The organism is Rugamonas brunnea (assembly GCF_014042345.1).
In the GTDB taxonomy this organism is placed as follows: domain Bacteria; phylum Pseudomonadota; class Gammaproteobacteria; order Burkholderiales; family Burkholderiaceae_D; genus Rugamonas; species Rugamonas brunnea.
The window spans coordinates 182,005-203,271 of the sequence record NZ_JACEZT010000001.1; the positions used below are offsets into that span (position 1 = coordinate 182,005).

Here is a 21,267-nt window from a genome sequence, read left to right on the forward strand (position 1 = left end):
ACTGCACAGAGGAGACTGGCGTGTCAGATAGCCCGTTGCTGCAACTGGCTGGCGATATGCTCGGCCTGCCGGATGGCCAGCGCGACAATGGTCAGGGTCGGGTTGGCCGCCGAACTGGACGTGAACTGGCTGCCGTCGGAAATGAACAGGTTCTTCACGTCGTGGGTCTGGCCCCACTTGTTGACCACGCCGTCGCGCGGGTTGGCGCTCATGCGGTTGGTGCCCAGGTTGTGGCTGGCCGGATAGGCCGGCATGTCGATCACGCGGCTGGCGCCCACGGCCTCGGACAGCTTGCGGAACTGCACCAGGCCGTGGGCGGCGATCGCCTCGTCATTGCCGTGGTAGGTCTTGCTGACGATGGGGATGGGCAGGCCGTACTGGTCCTTCTCGGTCGGATGCAGGCTGATGCCGTTCTGTTCGCGCGCCATGTCCTCGCCGCAGACCCAGACGGCCGTCATGTGGTCGTACATCTCGAGCGCCGACGTCACGTCGCGGCCCCAGCCGCCCGGCTTCATGAAGGCGGCCGTGTAGGGCAGCCCCAGGGCCAGGCCCTCCAGGTAATAGCCGCCGTTGAAGCCGCGCCCCGTGTTGAGCGCCACCTCGTCCGCCACCACGGCGCCGATGTCGAAGCCGCGGTTCATGTAGACCGGCTTGCGGTGGATCGCCACCGCCGCCGCCGTCGAATGGTTCATGTAGTTGCGCCCCACCTGGCCCGAGGAATTGGCCAGGCCGTCGCGGAACAGGTTCGAGGCCGAGTTGAGCAGCATGCGCGGCGACTCGATCGAATTGCCGGCCACGCACACCACGCGGGCCTTTTGCAGCACGTGGCGGCCCTTGCGGTCCGCGTACAGCACGCCGTTCACCTTGCCGCTCTTGTCATGCTGGATCTGCAGCACCATGCTCTCCGGGCGCAGTTCAACCCGCCCGGTCTCGAGCGCGCGCGGCACTTCGGTGTACAAGGTCGACCATTTGGCGCCGACCTTGCAGCCCTGCATGCAAAAGCCGATCTGCTGGCAGCCTGGGCGGCCATCGTAGGGCACCGAATTCGATGCCACCGGACGGATGATCTTCTGGTAGCCGATCTTGCGGGCGCCGGCCGCCACCACCTTGTACTGGTTGCTCTCGGGCATGGGTGGCAGGCCGCTGGCGCGGGTGCCGGCCACCCCCATCTTCTTCTCGGCCAGCTCGTAGTACGGTTCCAGCTCGGCCAGCGTGATCGGCCAGTCCAGCACGTTGGCGCCCTCGACCTGGCCGTAGATGCTGCGGGTGTGGAAATCGTGCTCCTGGAAGCGCAGCGCCACCCCGGACCAGTGCACGGTCGAGCCGCCGACGGCCTTGACGATCCAGGCCGGCAGGTTGGGATAGGTCTTGGTGTGATGCCAGCCGCCCGCCGAGATGCGCTTGTCCAGCCACGATATCTTGTTGAACATGGCCCACTCGTCGTTCTCGAAATCGGCCTGCGTGAAGTGCTTGCCGGCCTCCAGGATGACGATCTTGTCCACGCCACGCTGCGCCAGCTCATTGGCCAGCGTCGCCCCGCCCGCGCCGGAGCCGATGACGACCACCACGCCGTCGTCGTTCAAATCGAATTTCTTACCCATGATGTCCTGTCTCCTTAATCATTGTTATGCCCTGCCGCCGTCACAGCCAGTCGATATCGTTGAAGCCACGGTGCAGATAGCCGCCCTTCTCCCACGACGAGCCTTCGTAACCCAGCAGTGGCCAGACCGCCTTGTTGTCGTACAGGCTGGTGACCATGTCGCCGCGGATCTTCTGGAAAAACGGTCCCGCCTCGATCGCCTTCAGCAGGCTGACCCGGTCGTCCTCCGCCGCCACCCCGGCGTACGGCTGGCCGAAGCGGGCCATGGCGGCCCGGTCCAGCTGCGCCACCCCGTCCTGCAGCAGCGCCTTGAGCGCGGGGTCCTTGGCTGCCTTCCGTTCGTACGGGGCCATGGCGTCGGCGTAATAGCGGTCGGCCAGGCGGTCGTGCGGGAACACGTCGCGCGCCATGCGCAGCAAGGTCTTGCCGGTGGCCGGCCCGAGCGTGTGGAAAGCGCCGGCCAGACCGTCGGCGGCCGGCATGGCCAGCGCCGCCGGCGCCACCGCCGCCGCGCCGAGGGCCATGCCGCTGCCGCGCAGGAAGCCGCGGCGCGACCACGTCACCACCTTGGGCAGCACCCGCATGGCGCCGGCATCCGTATTCGTTTCTTGGTCCTTCATATCTCCTCCTGGGTACGTCATGGTTAATGTTGAAATACAGTGCGGGCCGGCCCGCCGCCCGCCCGCGGCAAGGAACTGTGGCGGTGCAGGGCCGCGTCCGAGCCGGCGCCCAGCACGTCGGTGAGCATGTGGTGCAGCCGCTCGGCCAGCACCTCGGCCATGACGGGCGCGCCCAGCTGCTCGGCGTAGGACGTGGTGCAGTCGCCGAGCAGGCCGGCGTCGCCGGGCTGGCCCAGCGCGTCGCACAGCAGGCTCCAGTCGGGCCGGGCGATCAGCGTCCCTGACGTGATCAGCACCCCGGTGCGCCTGCGCAGCTGGGCCAGGCCGACGATCTTGCGCTGCTCGACCACCACCTCCCACGGCGACAAGCCGCCATAGCAGGCCCACTTCAGGCGCGCGTCGGCCTGGTGCAGGCGCACCTCCTCGGGCGGGATGGCGTGGGCCCGGATGCCGGCATCGCGCAGCAGGCCCGCGTGCAGCGCGCCCAGCCAGCGGTAGCTCGCCACCGTGCCGTGGGCCATCAGCGCATGGTCGGGCGGCAGCACGATGGACGCGCTCACCATCCACGGCCCCGTCAGCACGGCGCCGCCGCCGGAACCGCGCTGCACGACCGACGCGGCCAGCGCGTGCCGGCTGTCGATGCGCGCGCGCAGGGCCGCCTGCGAGCAGCCCAGCACCACGCCGGGCACGCGGTAGGTCCACAGCCGCAGCCTCGGCTCGGTGACCGGGCGGGCCAGCTGGGCGGCGTTCCACAGCTGTTCCTGTTGCTGCGTGACGGTATCGACGAACACGATCCTGGCATCCATCACAAGCCCTCGGCGGTTTCCAGTCGGCGCTGCAGGTCGGTCAGGAACAGCGCCGCCGGGTAGCCGTCCACGGCCCGGTGGTCGAACACCAGGTGCAGGCCCATCATGGACGCGGCCACAATGGCCCCGTCCCGCACCACGGCCCGGGCGGCCACCCGGGTCATGCCGAGGATGGCCACCTGCGGCGCGTTGATGATGGGCGTGAAGCTGTCGATGCCGGTCGTGCCCAGGTTGGTCACGGTGAACGTGCCGCGCTGGTAGGCGCCGGCGCCCAGCGTGCCGGCGCGGGCGCCGGCCGCCAGCGCGCGCGCCTCGTCGGCCAGCGCGGCGACGCTCTTGCCGTCGGCCTGGCGCAGCACGGGCACCATCAGCCCTTCGTCGAGGCTGACGGCCAGGCCGAGATTAATCTCTGGCATCAGCTCGATCTCCTTGTCGAGCATGCGGGCGTTCAGGCGTGGATGGTCGCGCAGCGTCAGCGCCACGGCGCGCAGCACATAGGCCGTCAGGCTGGGACGCGGCCCGCCCTGCCCGGCCGGCCAGGCGGCGCGCAGCCGTTCGACGGCCGCGACGTCGACCTCGATCGACTGGGCCACGCGCGGCACGCGCCAGCCGGCCTCCATGTTGCGGGCGATGGCGGCGCGCATGCCGGCCAGCGCGATGGTGTTGCGGGCGGCGGGCGCCGGGGCCGCCACGGTAGCTTGGCTCATGGTGGGCTACTCCTCCAGGCGCGCCAGCACCGTGGCCGGGCCGATGGTGTCGCCCTCGGCCGCCAGCAGGGCGACCACGCGGCCGGCCACCGGCGCCGTGATCTCATGGGTGGTCTTGACCAGCTCGGCGCACACCAGCACCTGGCCGGCCGCCACCGTGTCGCCCTCCTTCACCTGCCAGTCCTGCAGCAGGGCTTCCGTGCCCGGTTCCACGTCGTCCCATACCTCGCCCGTCATCAATACGTCCATCATGCTGCTGCTCCTTGTTCGTTGAGTGTGGTGCGCATCAGCGCGCGGACCTGGTCGACAATGTTGCCGACCTGGGGAATGACGGCCTGCTCGAGCGGCCGGCTGAATGGAATCGGCACGTCCGGCACGGCCAGGCGGCGCACGGGCGCGCGCAGGCGCACCGTGTCGAGGTGCTCGGCGATGGTGGCGGCGATCTCGCCGGACAGGCCGAAACTCAGGTAGTCCTCGTCGGCGATCAGCACGCGGCCGGTCTTGGCCGCCGAGCGCAGCACGCTGTCGCGGTCCAGCGGCACGATGGTGCGCAGGTCGATCACCTCTACGGAGATGCCCTCTTCGGCCAGCTGCTCGGCCGCCAGCAGCGACTTCTGCACCATCTGGCTGAGCGTGACGATGGTCACGTCCTCGCCGGCGCGCGCCACGCGGGCCTGGCCGAACGGGATGGCGTACGATTCGCGCGGCACCTCGTTGGTGCTGCCCTCGAAATAGGACATCCACGACAGCCCCATGATGCCCTTGTGGTAGCAGAAGATGACCGGGTTGTTGTCGCGGATGGCCTGGATCATCAGACCCTTGGCGTCGTAGGCGTTCGACGGCACCACCACCTTCAGGCCCGGCATGTGGGCGAAGCTGGCGTACAGGCATTGCGAGTGCTGGGCCGCGTCGTTGTAGCCGCCGCCGATGCCGGTCGTGACCACGATGGGCAGCTTGAGGGCGCCGCCCGACATGTAGCTGTTCTTGGCCATGTGGTTGTAGATCTGGTCGAAGCAGACGCCAAAGAAGTCGACGAACATCAGTTCGGCGATCGGGCGCATGCCTTCGGCGGCGGCGCCGAGCGCGGCGCCCATGAAGGCCGTCTCCGAGATCGGCGTCTCCATGATGCGCTCGGCGCCGAAGCGCTCCAGCAGGCCGCTGGTGGCACTGAAGATGCCGCCGTATTTGCCGATGTCCTCGCCCATGACGAACACGGAGGCGTCGCGCTCCATCTCCTGGCCGATGGCTTCCGAAATCGCCTGCGCCATGGTGAGCGTGCGTTGGTTACTGCTTTGCATAGTTATCTCCCGGTGTGGATGCGGTTAGTCGGCGAACACGTGCAGCAGGGCCTCGTCCGGCGCCGGATAAGGGCTGCTGCGGCCGAAAGCGTAGGCCGCTTCGACGCGTGCGCTGACACGCTGTTTCAATGCCCGGTCGGCGTCCTCGTCGAGCAGGCCGGCGCCGCGCAGCTGGACGCCGAGCCGGACGATGGGGTCGTCCTTGCGCAAATTGGCCGCTTCGTCCTTGGCACGGTAGGTTTCGGGGTCGCCCTGGAAGTGGCCGAAGTAGCGGTCAGTCTGCACCTCGATCAGGCTGGGGCCCTCGCCCCGGCGGGCACGGGCGATGGCCGCGCCGGCCGCCTCGTAGACGGCGACCGCATCGTTGTACGCCACCAGCACGCCCGGCATGTCGTAGGCCGCCGCCCGCACCGCGTTCGAGGCCACCGCCGTCGAGACCGACTTCTCCACCGAGATGCCATATTTGTTGTCCTCGCAGACGAACACCACGGGCAGCTTCCACACGGCGGCCAGGTTGAGCGATTCGTGGAAGGCACCCTGGTTGGCCGCCCCCTCGCCGAAGAAGGCGATGGCGACCCAGTCCTTGCCCAGCTTGCGTGCGGCCAGCGCGGCGCCGCAGGCCTGGGGCGCGCTGGCGCCGACGATGCCGCTGCAGGAGAACTTGGTGGGCGGGTGGAACAGGTGCATGTGGCCGCCCTTGCCCCGGCCCAGGCCCGTGGCCTTGCCGAACAGTTCGGCCGTCATGGCGTCCAGCGGCACCCCCTTGGCGATGGCGAAATGGTGGGAACGGTGGGCCCCCACCACGCTGTCGTCGGCGCCCAGGTGGGCACACACGCCCACGGCGACCGGCTCCTGGCCGGCGGCCAGGTGCATCTCGCCGGGCACGGGGCCGGCGCCGATATCGAAGGCCAGGCCCTTCTGGATCTTGGGCGGCAGTTTGCCTTCCAGATATACCTTGGACATCGTCTCTTCGTATTCACGAATCTCGATCATCTTTTCGTACATCCACAATAAATGCTGCGATGTCGGTTTCATAAGTGCGGGTCTCCTTCAAGAATTTTTGGTGGTACGGCGCGTCGCCAGCGTCGCGCTTGCGGCTGACTCGGCTCACAGCCATTCAGCAAAATCAATGCCAAGCTGCGGATGCCCCGCGCGCGGCCTGCGGCCATCGGCCGCCAGGCCGCGCCAGCACTGGCGTTGCGGCGTGCGGCGCCGCTCGCCCACGGCGGTTGCGGCGTGCCGGGCCATGCCGGCGAGGCCGGCGCGGGGCGCTGTCGCGGCGCCATCTGTCGCAAGCGAGCGGGATGGCCTGCGACACCTGTCTACGCTGCGCGCCGCCGGCGGTCCCCTCCCCGGCCGCCAGCCGCAGTGCGATGCCCGTCTGGCGCCTCGCTTCTTGCTAGTGGCACCGATTTTGCTCAGAGCTTGCTGGCCGTCACCGCCGCAACGCGCCCAGCGACTGCGCCGGCAGACCGGCCCAGCTCCGCAGCCCATGCTCGGGGAATCAAAAAAAACTCAAGGAGATGTCGTGAAAAAAGCAATCAGCAACAGCACCGCATTCGAGCGCAAGGCCCTGGCGGCCTTGGTCTGCGCCGCCATCGCGGGCCACGCCAACGCGGCGGTGGAATTCGAAACGCCGGCCGGCTGGAAGTTCAGCACCGACGGCTGGATCATCCTGCAGGCCCACAAGCAGAACGGCGACACCAAGGACACCACCGGCTTTCGCATCACGTCCGGCACCACGCCCAGCCTGATCGCATTCAACGTCGCGGCGCCGGCCGTCGACGGCGTGACCCTCAGCAGCCGCGTGGGCCTGTACATCAATGCCCAGTCGGGCCAGGGCAACTTCCGCAACGCTGGCAACGTGGGCAACACGGGCGCCCAGGCACTGGACCCGCGCGAGATCTGGGGCAAGGCCGCGGCCAGCTGGGGCGAGGTCATCTTCGGCAAGGCCTACAGCATTTACCAGGGAGAGGCCGTGCTGGCCGACGCCTCGGTGCTGGCCGGCGGCCTGACCGGCTACGACAACGTCAACACCAGCAACGCGCTGGCGGCCACCTTCAACGCCGGCTACCTGTACACCAACTTCAACGCCGGCGTGCGCTACAACTCGCCGCAAAGCGAACCGCTGACCGTTTCCGTCGGCATCTACGATCCGAGCGAAATCCGCAACGTGTTCATCGGCAGCGGCGCCGACCAGACCACCTCGCCGCGCGTCGAGGCCGGCGTCTACTTCAAGCCGCACCTGGGCGACGCCAAGGTCAAGCTGTACGCCGACGCCACCTACCAGCGCGCGCAGGACTGCAAGACGGCGAGCGGCGCGCCCTGCGCCAGCGACCACGTGACGACTTCCGGCGTGTCCGCCGGCACCACGGTCGATCTGGGCGCCTTCAACTTCCACCTGTCCGGCTTCAGCGCCAAGGGCCTGGGCTCGCTGCTGATGCAGGACCTGGACGCGCTCGACGCCGACGGCCGCGAACGCAAGAGCCGGGGCCTGTTCACCCAGCTCGTGTACCACCCGACGCCGGCGCTGTCGCTGCGCTACAGCTATGGCCGCACCACCATCGACGATACGGCCGCCACGCCCGGCCACGTGGCCCGTTCCAACATCGTGGGCGCCTACTACGCCGTCAACCAGTACCTGACCACGTACGGCGAACTGGCCAATTCCCGCTTCAGCCGCAACCCCGTGTTCAACACCAGGACCGACACCAACTACGCGACCGTGGGCGCGCGCTTCATGTGGTAACGGCCGCCGGACCGCGACACCAGACCAACCAGACCAACACCATCCTCATACCTGGAGAAGACAAATGAACCGCCCCCTGCATAAATCCGTGCATCCCGCGACCCTGTGGCCAGTGGCCGCCGTCGCCATCATCGCCGCCGCCACCCTCAGCGTACCGGCGCCGGCCGGCGCCGTGGCCCATGCGATCGCCGGCCCCGGCGACGCCGACCCGGACAACTGGACCCAGTACCACCGCACCTCGAACGCCTGGCGCTACTCGCCGCTGGGGCAGATCAACAAGAGCAACGTCAAGCAGCTCAGGACGGCGTGGATACACCAGCCTGGCGACATCACGGCCGGCCTGATTTCGACGCCGCTGGTCAAGGACGGCGTGATGTACTACGTGGCGCCGAACAACAACGTGTTCGCCCTCAACGCCGCCACCGGCGAGCGGCTGTGGGCTTACCAGCCCAAGCTCGATCCGGTCGCGTCCCAGAGCTTCTACGCCACCCTCAGCCGCAGCCTGACCATGGGACACGGCAATATCTACCTGGGCACGATGGATGGCCGCTTCGTCGCCATCAATGAAAAGACGGGCAAGGAGGTGTGGTCGACCCAGCTGACCGACCTCAAGAAATGCTTCGGCTGCCTGTTCTCCTCATCCCCCATCCTGGCCGGCGACGTCCTGATCGGCGGTTCCACGGGCGGCGACCAGCCGCAGCGGGGCAAAATCTACGCCGTCAACGCCATCACCGGCGAGAAGATGTGGACCTTCGACACCATCCGCAACGATCCGAAGAGCTGGCCGGGCGACACGGGCGACGTGGCCGGCGGCGGGGCATGGCTGCCGGGCACCTATGACGCCGCCTCCGACACCGTCTTCATCGGCACCAGCAATGCCGCCCCCGACTTCTACGGCGATGGCCGCAAGGGCGACAACCTGTACACGGCCACCCTGCTGGCCCTGGAACCGAAGACGGGCAAGCTCAAATGGCATCGCCAGGAAATCCCCCACGACACCTTCGACTATGACTCGGCCTACGAGGCGCTGATCCTCAAGAAGGACGGCAAGGACGTCATCGTCCACCTCAACAAGAGCGGTTTCGTGTTCGTGATGGACAAGGCCGACGGCAAACTCGAGAACGTGTGGCCGCTGAGCCAGACCTACAACTTCGTCAAGACCATCGATCCCAAGACGGGCGAGCTGATCGGCCGCAAGGAGCTTCCGGCCGGCAAAGAGAGCGTGCTGTGCCCCTACTTGCTGGGCACCCGCAGCTGGAACCCCGGCGCCTACAATCCGAAGACGGGCCTGTGGTACACCAACGCGATGGAGGTGTGCGAAACGGTGGTGCCGGGCAAGCAGGAGACCAAGGGCATGGGCATCGCGTCGCTCTATCTCGGGGTCGACAAGCTGGAAGCGGTCCCGCCGCCCGGCCAACCGGCCGAGGGACGGCTGGACGCGCGCGACCCGTTGACCGGCAAGCTGAAATGGAGCGTGAAGTATCCGATCCCCGGCCTGGGCGGCGTGCTGACCACGGCTGGCGGCCTGGTGTTCAACGGCGATCCGGCTGGCTACGTCCACGCCTATGACGCCGACAACGGCGCCGAACTGTGGAAGTTCCAGACCGGCTCGGGCATCCGCGCCGGCATCATCAGCTACGCCGTCGACGGCAAGCAGTACATCGCCGTGCCCAGTGGCTGGGGCTCGCTGGCGCCCGGCTTCATGGCCAGCGCCTTCCCCAAAATCAAGGACCTGACCGGCGGCGCCGCGATGGTCGTGTTTGCCCTGGATTAAGTCCGTGGCGGGCGGCCCCGGCCGCCCGCCTAAGGCCTATCCCCCATCGATGATCACCCACGACAGGAGTCACCCCATGCGCAGCATCCCCATTTCGATCCAGCGCGGCCTGATGCCGCTGCTGTTCGCCGCCGCCGCGGCGCCCCGCCCCGCCCTGGCCGACGGCGCACAACGCCCGGACCTGGACAGCCCCGCCACCATCGCGGCGGGCGCCAAACGTTTCAACCAGAATTGCGTCTATTGCCACGGCAATGCCGGCTCCGGCGGCAAAGGCGCGGCACTGCAAGGCCGCCACGATTTGACCCCCGAGTATTTGTTCCAGACCATCAGTAACGGCAAGACGCGCGGCAGCCTGCTCATGCCGGCGTGGAAGGAAGCCTTTTCCGAGCAGGAGATCTGGGAACTTGGCAGCTACATCCTGTCGCTGCGCGACGTCGGCACGAAGAAATGAGCACGCCGCGCCTGGGCCGCTGGTTCGGCCACGCCTGCCTGCTGGGCGCGTGCGCGCTGTGGCCGGGGGCGGCCGGCGCCCGGCCGCTCGACGAGATGATCGCATCCCATCACTTCTCCGTCTGCGCGGCCGACAACGCGCTGCCGTACTCGCGCAACGCCGGCGACACGCCCGGCTTCTATCTCGAGATCGCCGCTGAGATCGCAAAGGCACTGGGACTGGAACTGGAGGTGGTCTGGCTCGCATCAAGCGAACAGATCAGGTTCACCGCGTGCGACGCGGTGATGGCGGCCCCTGCTTCCGTGGAGGAGCGCGAACGCGACGAAGGGGATCAGGACAGGCTGCGGCCAAGGCTGCTGACTATACCGTACATGCAGGTCAACACGCTGATGGTCTTTCCGCACCAGCCGGCCGAGGCGCCATCGATGGCGGCCCTGCGCCGTGGCCATGTCGCCGTCCCCAGTGGATCGGTGGCGCACCAGGTGCTCAACGAGGCCGGCGTCCCGGTGTGGGTACGCTTCCGCAACGACGCCGAGATCCTGGAGGCGGTGCGGGCCGGCCAGGCCGACGCCGGCGTCGTGTCGCAGATCGGCTACGGCTGGTATCGGCGGAACAATCCGACGACCGCGCTGGTCGGTGTCACGGACGTGCTGAAGGCGCCCGGACTGCGATTCGATGTTGCCATCGCCCTGCGGCGGACCAATCTGGCCACGCTGCATCGGATCGACGCGATCATCCGCCAGTTGCGCGATGATGGGGTGATCTCGACCATATTGGCAAAGTACGGGATCGACTCCCCGGCCCGGCAGCAGCCTTAAACGCGCGGCAATTTGGCCGCCCAAAGCAAAATGGCACCTCCTTTTCAGGAGGTGCCATCTGGAGCTTCCCCAGCGCGCAACGCGCTAAGTGCTTGATTTTTTGGAGGCGAGGATCGGAATCGAACCGACCTAGACGGCTTTGCAGGCCGCTGCATAACCTCTTTGCTACCTCGCCAGAGGGTCTTACTGGGCAGAACCGCGCAGCGCGGTCTTGCTTTCTTGCCGCAGCGAGCGCGATGCTTGCTGCGAGAATTCTGGAGCGGGAGAAGAGTCTCGAACTCTCGACCTCAACCTTGGCAAGGTTGCGCTCTACCAACTGAGCTACTCCCGCGTAGGAGTTGTTACTGTTACTGCCGATGCCACTTGAACCGAATGGAGCGGGAGAAGAGTCTCGAACTCTCGACCTCAACCTTGGCAAGGTTGCGCTCTACCAACTGAGCTACTCCCGCATTTGGTCCAACATTGTAGCAGCTTGCTGCTTGTATTTCCAGTGCAACTTCTTGTCGCTGACTTGCCGTCATCCTGAAAAACTGGAGCGGGAGAAGAGTCTCGAACTCTCGACCTCAACCTTGGCAAGGTTGCGCTCTACCAACTGAGCTACTCCCGCATCTGCTTTCAGCGCGTCGTCGTCATCAACAACAGGCCAGCATTATAGAGGATCTGTCGGGACTGTCAATGGTAAAAACCTTTTCAACAAGGAAATAGTGAAAATTGTTTATACCAGGACCGCCGTCAGATCGTGCCGGCGCGCTCCTTGATCATGGGCCACGCCAGGCGCAGGTAGTAGAACATCGACCACACGGTCAGCACGCAGGCCACCAGCAGCAGGCGCTCGCCCCACACCTGGGTGTCGACGGCGCCCAGCAGGATGTCATGGAACAGCAGCATGGGGATGGCCGTCATCTGCGCCGCCGTCTTGATCTTGCCCAGCGAGCTCACGGCCACCGATTTCGACGCGCCGATCTGCGCCATCCATTCGCGCAAGGCCGAAATGGCGATCTCGCGGCCGATGATGATGAAGGCCAGCACCGCGTTGACGCGGTCCAGTTGCACCAGCACCAGCAAGGCCCCTGCCACCATCAGCTTGTCGGCCACCGGATCGAGGAAGGCGCCGAAGGCCGACGTCTGGTTCCAGCGCCGCGCCAGGAAACCGTCGAACCAGTCGGTGACGGCGGCGATGATGAACACCAGCGTGGCGGACAGGTTGCGGTCGGCCAGTGGCAGCCAGTGCGTGGGCAGATAGAACACGCCAACGACCAGCGGAATCAGCGCCACGCGCAGCCAGGTCAGCAGGATCGGTATATTGAAAGGCATAGAGTCAAGTGATGTTGCAACTATAAAAACTGATATCGCCGCTAGTCTACCTTGCGGGCGCACTTTAAACCAGCGCGGGGTGCACACGGCAGGCGGCCACGCCACGCCGATGCGGCGGTGTGTGGCCGCTGCGACGCAACAGAAGGCCGATGGTCAATGCAGCTGGCGGTAGATTTCCTCGGCCAGCGCGCTGGAGATGCCCTCCACCTGCATCAGGTCCTGCACGCTGGCGTCGATCACGCCGCGCAGGCCGCCGAAGCGGGCCAGCAGCTTCTGGCGCCGTTTCACGCCGATGCCTTCGATCTCCTCCAGGCGCGAGGTCTGGCGCGTCTTGGCGCGCTTGGCGCGCATGCCGGTGATGGCGAAGCGGTGCGCCTCGTCGCGGATCTGCGCTACCAGCATCAGGGCCGCCGATTCCTTGCCCAGTTCCTGCGATGGCCGGCCATCGACGAACATCAGCGTCTCCAGGCCTACACGACGCCCTTCCCCTTTCGCCACGCCGACGATCAGGCTGATGTCCAGCCCCAGTTCGGCGAACACCTGGCGCGCCATTTCGATCTGGCCTTTGCCGCCGTCGATCAGCACCACGTCGGGCATCACGCCGTCGCCGTTGGCCACCTTCTCGTAGCGGCGCATCAGCACCTGCCGCATCGCAGCATAATCGTCGCCGGGTGTGATGTCGTTGATGTTGTAGCGGCGGTACTCGCCGTTCTGCATCTGGTGGTGATGGAACACCACGCACGAGGCCTGCGTGGCCTCGCCCTGCGTATGGCTGATGTCGAAGCATTCCACGCGCAGCGTATCGATGTCTTCCGGCTCCAGTCCCAGCGCGTCGACCAGCGCGCGCGTGCGCGACTGCTGCGAGCCCTGCTCCGACAGCAGGCGCGCCAGCGAAATCTCGGCGCCCTTCTGCGCCAGTTCCAGCCACTTGCGGCGCTGGTCCTGCGGCTGGAACACGAGATGGATGCGGTGGCCGCACTGCTCCTGCAAGGCCAGCATCAGCGCCGGCTGGTCGAATTCGATGTTCAGGATCAGCGTGCCGGGGATGAACTTCTCCGTGTAGTGCTGGACCAGGAAGGCGCTCAGCACCTCCACCTCGATCGATTCTTCCGCGATGGCGGCCGCGTCGCCCACTTGGGTGGGGAAGTAGGCCCGATCGCCCAGGTGGCGGCCGCCGCGCACCATGGCCAGGTTGACGCAGGCGCGCCCGCCCTGCACCAGCACGGCCAGGATATCGACATCGGCGTCGCCGGTGGTCTCCATGCTTTGCTGGTGCAGCACGCGCGACAGCGACGAGATCTGGTTGCGCACCACGGCGGCCTGCTCGAATTTCAGTTCGGCGGCGTAGGCGTGCATCTTCTTTTCCAGCTCGTCCATCACCTCGCTTTGGCGCCCGCGCAGGAAGCGGGCCGCGTTGGCCACGTCGGCCTGGTAGTCTTCCTTGCTCACCAGGTCCACGCAGGGCGCGCTGCAGCGGCCGATCTGGTGCAGCAAACAGGGGCGCGTGCGGTTGGCGTACACGCTGTCCTCGCAGGTGCGGATGCGGAACACCTTCTGCAGGATCTGCATCGATTCCTTCACGGCCCAGGAACTGGGGAACGGGCCGAAGTACTGGTTCTTCTTGTCCACCGCGCCCCGGTAGTAGACCATGCGCGGCGCGTCGCCGGCCGTGATCTTCAGGTAGGGATAGGACTTGTCGTCGCGGAACAGGATGTTGAAGCGCGGGTGCAGCGTCTTGATCAGGTTGTTTTCCAGGATCAGCGCTTCGGCCTCGCTGTGCGTGACGGTCGTTTCCAGCCGCGCGATGCGTTCGACCATCATGGCGATGCGGGGGCTGGACAGGTTTTTCAGGAAGTAGCTCGATACGCGCTTCTTCAGGTCGCGCGCCTTGCCCACGTACAGCACGTTGTCGGCCGCGTCGAAATAGCGGTACACGCCCGGCAGATTGGGCAGCTTGGCCACCGTGGCCAGCACCTGCGCGCGCGGATCGGGCACGCTCTCGTTCACTTCATCCATTCCTGTTACCTGTGTCAGCTGGCCTGTTCGACGATGACGAAAGCGACCGCGTATTCTTCCTCGTCGCTGATGCTCACCTGCGCCGTCAGGCCCTTGTCCTGCATGAACTGCGCCAGCACGCCGCTGCACACGATGGTGGGCTTGCCGCTGGGGTCATTGAGCATCTGGGCCGCCGGCCACGTCATCGGCATGCGCAGTCCCAAGCCGATGGCCTTGGAAAACGCTTCCTTGGCCGCGAAGCGGGTGGCGACGAAGCGGATGCCGCGCGCTTCATGCTTGGCCTTGCGGGCATGGTATTTCGCCATCTCCTGCGGGCCCAGTATTTTTTGCGCGAAGCGGTCGCCATGCCGTTCCAGCGCGGCGGCAATGCGCGGGATGCGGCAGATGTCGGTGCCGATCCCGTAGATCATTTTGCGCCCTGCCCCAGCCGCGTGGACACCATGATTGCCTTCATTTCGCGCACGGCGTTCTCCCAGCCCGCGAACACGGCGTGCGCCACGATGGCGTGACCAATATTGAGTTCCGCGATCTCGGGGATGGCGGCGATGGCTTGCACGTTGGTGTAATGCAGGCCGTGGCCGGCGTTGACCTTGAGGCCGCGCCCCACGCCGAACAGCACACCGGCCTTGATGCGCTCCAGTTCCGCCGCCTGTTCGGCGCCTTCCGTGTCCGCGTAACGGCCCGTGTGCAGCTCGATCACGGGCGCGCCGATCTCGGCGGCGGCGGCGATCTGCGCCTCGTCCGCGTCGATGAACAGGCTCACGCGGATGCCCTCGCCCTGCAACTGGCGCACGGCCGCCTGCACGGCGTTGAAGTGGGTGACGACATCGAGGCCGCCTTCCGTCGTCACTTCGGTACGTTTTTCCGGCACCAGGCAGACGTCGGCCGGCTTGATGCGGCAGGCGAAATCGATCATCTCCTGGGTCACGGCCGCCTCCAGGTTCATGCGCGTCAGCAGCTGCGGCGCCAGCGCGATCACGTCGGCGTCCTTGATGTGGCGGCGGTCTTCGCGCAGGTGCAGCGTGATGCAGTCGGCACCGGCCTGCTCGGCCAGCAGCGCGGCGCGGATGGGATCAGGATAGCTGGTGCCGCGCGCGTTGCGCAGCGTGGCCACGTGGTCGATGTTGACGCCCAGGTCGATGACGGGGCCGGCAGGCTGGAGGAAGCTCATTGATATATACCGTTTATCAGGTTATTCGGGTTGTCTGTTCAAAGCTGCATCAGGTCGATCAGGATCTGGCGCGTGTTGAGCGGCGCGCCGCCCAGGTGGTGCGCCAGCAGGAAACGCATCAGCTGCTTGCTCTGGGCCTGGGTGGCCGCGTCGGCGTAATCCTCGCGCTCCATGTCGAGCAGGGTCTTGCCGGCCACGCGGGGCCAGGTGTCGCTGGCGCGCTCGGGTCGCGGGCCGCGCTCAGGATCCACCACGTACAGGCGCTCGGCCACGATGGCGGCGCGGCTGGCCGTGCAGCGCGTGAGGTCAGCCGCCACACCCGTTTCCTTGAGCAGGGCCAGTTCGAACTTGCGCAGCACGATGGGCGCCGGTTCGTCGTGGGCCAGCTGGTTGAGCGTGGCCACGTAATGGTCGAACAGGGCCGGATGGGCGTCGTCGCGCGCCAGCAGCTTGACCAGCAGTTCGTTCAGGTAGAAGCCGCACAGCAGCGCCGTTTTCTCCAGCGGCAGCATGCCACCCACCCACTCCGCCGTGGTCAGCACGCGCAGTTCGGACTTGCCACTCCAGCCGGCCTGCAACGGCTGGAAGGTTTGCAGCACGCCGCGCAACTGGGAATGGGGCCGCTTGGCGCCCTTGGCGATCAGGGCCACGCGGCCAAAGTCACGCGTGAACAGGTCCACGATGACGCTGGTTTCCTTGTACGGATAGCTGTGCAGCACGAACGCGGGCTGGCCGCCGACCTTGGTGCCGACGGTACGCTCGCGGGCGGGCGCGCGCGCGCGGCGCGCGGGCGCCGTTGCGGCCGCCGTCCCGGCCGCAGCAGCGACCGTCGAAGCGACTGAGCCCGTGTCCGCCCCGGCGTCGGGCGCCCGGGTGGACACGGGCTCAGCCGTATCGTGGTCTGCTGTCAGCGTGGACATGCGCGTGTCGGGCTCCCCTGGCGCTTACTCGTAACCGTAGGCGCGCAGGCCCGCCTCGTTGTCGGCCCAGCCGGATTTGACCTTGACCCAGATTTCCAGGTACACGGGGCCGCCGAACAGCTTTTCCATGTCCAGCCGGGCCTGGGTCGACACTTCCTTCAGGCGCGCGCCCTTGTTACCGATGATCATGGACTTGTGCGTGTCGCGCTCGACCAGGATGGCGGCGAACACGCGGCGCAGGTCGCCCTCCTGCTCGAACTTCTCGATCAGCACGGTGCTGGTGTAAGGCAGCTCGTCGCCGACGAAACGGAACAGCTTTTCGCGCACGATCTCGGAAGCGAGGAATTTCTCGCTGCGGTCGGTGATGTCGTCCGGGCCGAAGATGGGATCGTTCTCGGGCAGGAATTTCTTGATCTCGTTCTGCAGGCCGTCGAGCTGGAAACGCAGCTTGGCCGACACCGGCACGATGGCCGCGAAGTCGTGCTTGGCCGCCACCTTCTGCGCGAACGGCAGCAGCACGGCCTTGTCCTTCACGCGGTCCGACTTGTTGATCACCAGCACGGTCGGCACTTGCTTGGGCAGCAGGTCCAGCACTTCCTGGTCGGCCGGGCCGAAGGTGCCCGCCTCGATCACGTACAGGATCAGGTCCGACGAGATCAGGGTGTTGGTCACCGTCTTGTTGAGCGTCTTGTTCAGCGCGTTCGAATGGCGGGTCTGGAAACCTGGCGTATCGACGTAGATGAACTGGGCATCGTCCAGCGTCTGGATGCCCGTGATGCGGTGGCGCGTGGTCTGCGCCTTGCGCGAAGTAATGCTGACCTTGGCGCCGATGAGCGTGTTCATCAAGGTCGATTTGCCCACGTTGGGGCGGCCGACGATGGCGATGTAGCCACAACGGAACGGGGCGGGAGTGGGTGCGGTAGTCATGCTGCTCGATTCTGTCTAGGTGTTACGTGTTGGCCTGCTTACCGGAGGCGGTGGCTTCCGGCTCGGCCGGGGCGGCGTCGCTCTGGATGGTGGCGATGCCGGCCAGTTTGAGCTGGGCCGCGCGCGGCTTGGCCTTGCGGGCCGCCGCCGGCGTTTTCACCAGCGCCTGCTCGGCCACCTCCAGCGCCAGCTTGGCGGCGGCCTGTTCACCGGCGCGGCGGCTGCCGCCCCGGCCATAGACCTGGATGCCCAGCTTGGGCACCAGGCATTCGATTTCGAATTCCTGGCTGTGCGCGGCGCCATGGGTGGCCACCACATTGTACTGCGGCAGCGAGATCTTCTTACTTTGCAAGAATTCCTGCAGCAGCGTCTTGGCATCCTTGCCCAGCGTTTGCGGATCGACCGTATCGAGGATGGGGATGTAGAACGCGCGGATCACATCGCGCGCCGGATTGAAGCCGCCGTCGAGGAAGATGGCGCCCAGCAGCGCTTCCAGCGTGTCGGCCAGGATCGATGGCCGGCGGAAGCCGCCCGACTTGAGCTCGCCCTCGCCCAGGCGCAGGAACTGCGACAGTTCCAGCTTCTGCGCGATCTCATACAGCGATTGCTGCTTGACGAGGTTGGCGCGCAGGCGCGACAGGTCGCCCTCGTCGATGGCCAGGTAGCGCTCGTACAGGATGGACGCGACCACGCAGTTGAGCACGGAGTCGCCCAGGAATTCCAGCCGTTCGTTATGCAAACTGCTGTGGCTACGGTGCGTCAAGGCTTGCTGCAACAGGCCAGCATCCTGGAACGTATAGCCTAAACGGGTTTGCAAGAGCTGAAGATTCATCGTCGGTTGTATTAGTTTGTAATGCTTGAAGCTTTATTGGTCGGCCTTGGCCGGCACGCCGCCCTTGGCCGTGGTGCCGGCATATTCGAGCAGCAGGCTGGCCGGGCCGAACAGCGGGATTTTCTTCTCGTAGGCGAAGCTCACTTCCATCTCGTTGTTCTCCTTCGAGATGATCAGGTCCTTGCTGTTGATCGAGGTGATGTAGCCCACGTCGGCGTTGGCATCGAACGAAGCCTGGATCTCGCGCACGGTGGAGCCGGCGCTCTTGGCCTTGATGATGGCGTTCTGGATCGCCCGGTATTCCGTGTAGGTGGGCACGATCTTCATGGCCAGCACGCCCAGGAAGCCCAGGATGGCCAGCGTGAAGATCAGGCCGACGAGGGAAATGCCACGCTGCGACTTGCCGCTATGCTTGATGCCCACCATGCTCGCTCCTTAGTCCTTAATGTATGCCGCCGATACGGCGCAGGTTGCTCAGGTTCATCCAGACGAAGAAAGCCTTGCCCACGATGTTCTTGTCCGGCACGAAACCCCAGTAACGGCTGTCGGCGCTGTTATCGCGATTATCGCCCATCATGAAGTAGTTTCCTTCAGGAACTACACACGTGAAGCCATCGTAATTGTAGGTGCACGCATCGTCATGGGGGAAGTGCTTGACGTCGGCCAGGTTCAGGGTCGGCGCCTGCTCGTTGTTGAGGATGCGGTGCGACACGCCCGTCAGGTTCTCCTGGTATTGCTTGTTGTACACCAGATGCTCGTCATCGAGGTAATCATCCATCGGCGCGTATGACACCGGCTTGCCATTGACCGTTAAGCGCTTGTTTTCATACGTGATTTTATCACCGGGCACGCCGATCACCCGTTTGATGTAATCCTGGGTCATGTCCTTCGGATACTTGAACACCATCACATCGCCGCGCTGCGGGTTGTTGATTTCGATGATCTTCTTGTTCAGCACCGGCAGGCGGATGCCATAGGTGTACTTGTTCACCAGGATCAGGTCGCCCACCAGCAGCGTCGGCACCATGGACGACGACGGGATCTTGAACGGCTCGTACAGGAACGAACGCAGGAAGAACACCAGCGCGATCACGGGGAAGAAGCTGCCCGAGTATTCGATCCAGGTGGGCTGGCGCAGCAGCGCGTGCTCGATGGCGCTGCGGTTGGCCGCATGGTCGACCTTGATGCCGTCGGCCGTCAGCTTGGCGTTGCGGCCATCGAACTCTGCCAGCGCGCGGTCGGCGGCGTGGCGGCGCTGCTTGGCCAGGTAAAACACGTCCAGGAACCAGATGACGCCGGTCACCACCATCAAGACGAACAGGATTAAAGCAAAATTCCCCAAAATCAGTTGCAGGTTCATTTCTCTTCCACTTGTAAGATTGCCAGGAACGCCTCTTGTGGAATCTCGACCGAGCCCACTTGCTTCATGCGCTTTTTACCTGCCTTCTGCTTCTCCAGCAGTTTCTTCTTCCGGCTCACGTCGCCGCCGTAGCACTTGGCCAGCACGTTCTTGCGCAGCGCCTTGACGTTCTCGCGCGAGATCACGTTGGCGCCGATGGCGGCCTGGATCGCCACGTCGAACATCTGGCGCGGAATCAGCTCGCGCATCTTGGCGGCCACCTGGCGGCCACGGTAGGCGGCGTTCGAGCGGTGCACGATGATGGCCAGCGCGTCGACCTTCTCGCCGTTGATCAGCATGTCGACCTTGACCACGTCGGATGGGCGGTATTCCTTGAACTCGTAGTCCATGGACGCGTAACCGCGCGAAGTGGATTTGAGCTTGTCGAAGAAGTCCAGCACGATCTCGCCCATCGGGATCTCATACACCAGCTTGACCTGGCGGCCGTGGTAGCTCATGTCCATCTGCACGCCGCGCTTGCCGATGCACAGCGTGATCACGGAGCCCACGTATTCCTGCGGCATGTACAGGTTGACCGTCACGATCGGTTCGCGGATCTCCTCGATCTTGGACGGGTCCGGCATGCGCGAGGGGTTGTCCACCTTGAGCACGGTGCCGTCGCGCATCTCGACCTCGTACACCACGGTCGGTGCCGTGGTGATCAGGTCCATGTCGAATTCGCGCTCCAGGCGCTCCTGCACGATCTCCATGTGCAGCAGGCCCAGGAAGCCGCAGCGGAAGCCGAAGCCCAGCGCCTGCGACACTTCCGGTTCGTACATCAGGGCCGCGTCGTTCAGTTTCAACTTCTCCAGCGAGTCGCGCAGCGCGTCGTACTGGTTGGCCTCGACCGGGAACAGGCCGGCGAACACCTGCGGCTGCACTTCCTTGAAACCGGGCAGCGGCGCTTCGGCCGGACGGCTGGCCAGGGTGATGGTGTCGCCCACCTTGGCCACTTTCAATTCCTTGATGCCGGCGATCACGAAGCCCACCTGGCCGGCCGACAGTTCCGGCAGCGACACGGAACGGGGCGAGAAGATGCCGATGTCTTCCACCAGCTGCACCGAGTCGGTGGCCATCAGGCGGATCTTTTCTTTCGGTTTCAGCGTGCCGTTGACCACGCGCACCAGCATCACCACGCCCACGTAGTTGTCGAACCACGAGTCGATGATCAGCGCCTGCAGCGGCGCATCCTTGTCGCCCTTCGGTGGCGGCACCTTGGCGATAATCGATTCGAGCACGTCCTCCACGCCCAGGCCGGTCTTGGCCGAGCAGTGCACGGCGTCGCCGGCCTCGATGCCGATCACGTCCTCGATCTCAGCGATGGCCGTCGGCGGATCGGCGTTGGGCAGGTCGATCTTGTTCAGCACGGGCACCACTTCCACGCCCAGGTCCAGCGCCGTATAGCAGTTGGCCACTGTTTGCGCTTCCACGCCCTGCGACGCGTCCACCACCAGCAGCGCGCCTTCGCAGGCCGACAGCGAGCGGCTGACCTCGTAGGAGAAGTCCACGTGGCCCGGGGTGTCGATCAGGTTCAGGTTGTAGACCTTGCCGTCGCGCGCCTTGTATTGCAGGGCCGCGGTCTGGGCCTTGATGGTGATGCCGCGCTCGCGCTCCAGATCCATCGAATCGAGCACTTGCGCTTCCATCTCGCGGTCCGACAAGCCGCCGCACAACTGGATGATGCGGTCGGCCAGCGTCGATTTGCCGTGGTCGATGTGGGCGATGATGGAGAAATTGCGTATGTTGTTCATTAACAAATATTCAAAAACGGATTGAAACGACGGGGCGGCGGCTGGGCACCATACAAAAAAAGCGCTCCGTACGGGGCGGTAATGCCCTGGCGAGCGCCTTGATGACTACCACTA

Annotated in this window: 21 protein-coding genes and 4 tRNA genes; 4 read left to right on the forward strand and 21 right to left on the reverse strand. The window is 65.6% G+C overall.

Going from position 1 to position 21,267, the window contains the following annotated elements:
• Positions 1-23: 23 nt before the first annotated feature.
• Genes H3H37_RS00815 through H3H37_RS00845 form a run of 7 tightly spaced genes read right to left on the reverse strand, consistent with a single transcriptional unit; the run spans position 24 to position 6,066 of the window.
• Positions 24-1,601, reverse strand: a complete 1,578-nt coding sequence (locus tag H3H37_RS00815; protein WP_182159110.1) for a GMC family oxidoreductase — start codon at positions 1,599-1,601, stop codon at positions 24-26.
• A gap of 40 nt (positions 1,602-1,641) precedes the next feature.
• A complete protein-coding gene (locus tag H3H37_RS00820; RefSeq protein ID WP_220456297.1) occupies positions 1,642-2,220 on the reverse strand; it encodes a gluconate 2-dehydrogenase subunit 3 family protein in 579 nt (192 codons plus the stop codon).
• Between the two features lie 23 nt (positions 2,221-2,243).
• Positions 2,244-3,026, reverse strand: coding sequence for a lipoate--protein ligase family protein (locus tag H3H37_RS00825; RefSeq protein ID WP_182159112.1), 783 nt, complete (start codon positions 3,024-3,026; stop codon positions 2,244-2,246).
• Complete coding sequence (locus H3H37_RS00830) at positions 3,026-3,733, reverse strand: 2-oxo acid dehydrogenase subunit E2 (RefSeq protein WP_182159114.1); 708 nt, start codon at positions 3,731-3,733, stop codon at positions 3,026-3,028. Before H3H37_RS00830 ends, H3H37_RS00825 begins: the two co-directional genes overlap by 1 nt.
• A 6-nt stretch (positions 3,734-3,739) precedes the next feature.
• Positions 3,740-3,985, reverse strand: a complete 246-nt coding sequence (locus H3H37_RS00835) for a lipoyl domain-containing protein (RefSeq protein ID WP_182159115.1) — start codon at positions 3,983-3,985, stop codon at positions 3,740-3,742.
• On the reverse strand, positions 3,982-5,031 hold the full coding sequence (locus H3H37_RS00840) for an alpha-ketoacid dehydrogenase subunit beta (RefSeq protein WP_182159117.1): 1,050 nt from the start codon (positions 5,029-5,031) through the stop codon (positions 3,982-3,984). Before H3H37_RS00840 ends, H3H37_RS00835 begins: the two co-directional genes overlap by 4 nt.
• 24 nt (positions 5,032-5,055) lie before the next feature.
• The gene (locus tag H3H37_RS00845; protein WP_182159119.1) at positions 5,056-6,066 is read right to left on the reverse strand and encodes a thiamine pyrophosphate-dependent dehydrogenase E1 component subunit alpha; all 1,011 of its coding nucleotides are present in this window, start codon (positions 6,064-6,066) and stop codon (positions 5,056-5,058) included.
• Positions 6,067-6,559: 493 nt separating this feature from the next.
• Between H3H37_RS00845 and H3H37_RS00850 the strand changes: the two genes are divergently transcribed.
• From H3H37_RS00850 to H3H37_RS00865, 4 genes are all read left to right on the forward strand, one after another.
• Entirely contained in the window at positions 6,560-7,780 is a 1,221-nt protein-coding gene (locus H3H37_RS00850; RefSeq protein ID WP_182159120.1) for a porin family protein, read from the forward strand.
• Positions 7,781-7,844: 64 nt separating this feature from the next.
• Complete coding sequence (locus tag H3H37_RS00855) at positions 7,845-9,554, forward strand: pyrroloquinoline quinone-dependent dehydrogenase (RefSeq protein WP_182159122.1); 1,710 nt, start codon at positions 7,845-7,847, stop codon at positions 9,552-9,554.
• Between the two features lie 76 nt (positions 9,555-9,630).
• Positions 9,631-10,005, forward strand: a complete 375-nt coding sequence (locus tag H3H37_RS00860) for a c-type cytochrome (RefSeq protein ID WP_182159124.1) — start codon at positions 9,631-9,633, stop codon at positions 10,003-10,005.
• Entirely contained in the window at positions 10,002-10,823 is an 822-nt protein-coding gene (locus H3H37_RS00865) for a substrate-binding periplasmic protein (protein WP_182159125.1), read from the forward strand. The genes H3H37_RS00860 and H3H37_RS00865 overlap by 4 nt, the downstream gene beginning before the upstream one ends.
• Before the next feature lie 101 nt (positions 10,824-10,924).
• Here the strand turns inward: H3H37_RS00865 and H3H37_RS00870 are convergent.
• From H3H37_RS00870 to lepA, 14 genes are all read right to left on the reverse strand, one after another.
• Positions 10,925-10,998 (reverse strand) — tRNA-Cys (locus H3H37_RS00870).
• A gap of 80 nt (positions 10,999-11,078) precedes the next feature.
• Positions 11,079-11,154, reverse strand: a tRNA-Gly gene (locus H3H37_RS00875).
• Between the two features lie 42 nt (positions 11,155-11,196).
• Positions 11,197-11,272: transfer RNA gene (locus H3H37_RS00880), tRNA-Gly, on the reverse strand.
• 82 nt (positions 11,273-11,354) lie between these two features.
• Positions 11,355-11,430: transfer RNA gene (locus tag H3H37_RS00885), tRNA-Gly, on the reverse strand.
• A 125-nt stretch (positions 11,431-11,555) separates the two neighbouring features.
• Positions 11,556-12,137, reverse strand: a complete 582-nt coding sequence (gene pgsA, locus H3H37_RS00890; RefSeq protein WP_182159127.1) for a CDP-diacylglycerol--glycerol-3-phosphate 3-phosphatidyltransferase — start codon at positions 12,135-12,137, stop codon at positions 11,556-11,558.
• Positions 12,138-12,290: 153 nt separating this feature from the next.
• Positions 12,291-14,153, reverse strand: a complete 1,863-nt coding sequence (uvrC, locus tag H3H37_RS00895) for an excinuclease ABC subunit UvrC (protein WP_182159129.1) — start codon at positions 14,151-14,153, stop codon at positions 12,291-12,293.
• 14 nt (positions 14,154-14,167) lie between these two features.
• Positions 14,168-14,563 carry a holo-ACP synthase gene (gene acpS, locus H3H37_RS00900; RefSeq protein ID WP_182159131.1) on the reverse strand — a complete coding sequence of 132 codons (396 nt, stop codon included), beginning with the start codon at positions 14,561-14,563 and terminating at the stop codon, positions 14,168-14,170.
• On the reverse strand, positions 14,560-15,324 hold the full coding sequence (gene pdxJ, locus H3H37_RS00905) for a pyridoxine 5'-phosphate synthase (RefSeq protein ID WP_182159133.1): 765 nt from the start codon (positions 15,322-15,324) through the stop codon (positions 14,560-14,562). The genes acpS and pdxJ overlap by 4 nt, the downstream gene beginning before the upstream one ends.
• 38 nt (positions 15,325-15,362) lie before the next feature.
• A complete protein-coding gene (gene recO, locus H3H37_RS00910; protein WP_182159135.1) occupies positions 15,363-16,244 on the reverse strand; it encodes a DNA repair protein RecO in 882 nt (293 codons plus the stop codon).
• Positions 16,245-16,268: 24 nt separating this feature from the next.
• Positions 16,269-17,171, reverse strand: coding sequence for a GTPase Era (gene era, locus H3H37_RS00915; RefSeq protein ID WP_182159137.1), 903 nt, complete (start codon positions 17,169-17,171; stop codon positions 16,269-16,271).
• A 22-nt stretch (positions 17,172-17,193) separates the two neighbouring features.
• The gene (gene rnc / locus H3H37_RS00920; RefSeq protein WP_229218587.1) at positions 17,194-17,988 is read right to left on the reverse strand and encodes a ribonuclease III; all 795 of its coding nucleotides are present in this window, start codon (positions 17,986-17,988) and stop codon (positions 17,194-17,196) included.
• A 48-nt stretch (positions 17,989-18,036) separates the two neighbouring features.
• The gene (locus H3H37_RS00925; protein WP_182159140.1) at positions 18,037-18,429 is read right to left on the reverse strand and encodes a DUF4845 domain-containing protein; all 393 of its coding nucleotides are present in this window, start codon (positions 18,427-18,429) and stop codon (positions 18,037-18,039) included.
• Positions 18,430-18,445: 16 nt separating this feature from the next.
• The gene (gene lepB, locus H3H37_RS00930) at positions 18,446-19,363 is read right to left on the reverse strand and encodes a signal peptidase I (protein ID WP_182159142.1); all 918 of its coding nucleotides are present in this window, start codon (positions 19,361-19,363) and stop codon (positions 18,446-18,448) included.
• Positions 19,360-21,153 (reverse strand): translation elongation factor 4, encoded by a 1,794-nt coding sequence (lepA, locus tag H3H37_RS00935; RefSeq protein ID WP_182159143.1) that lies wholly within the window; start codon positions 21,151-21,153, stop codon positions 19,360-19,362. The genes lepB and lepA overlap by 4 nt, the downstream gene beginning before the upstream one ends.
• Positions 21,154-21,267 lie beyond the last annotated feature (114 nt).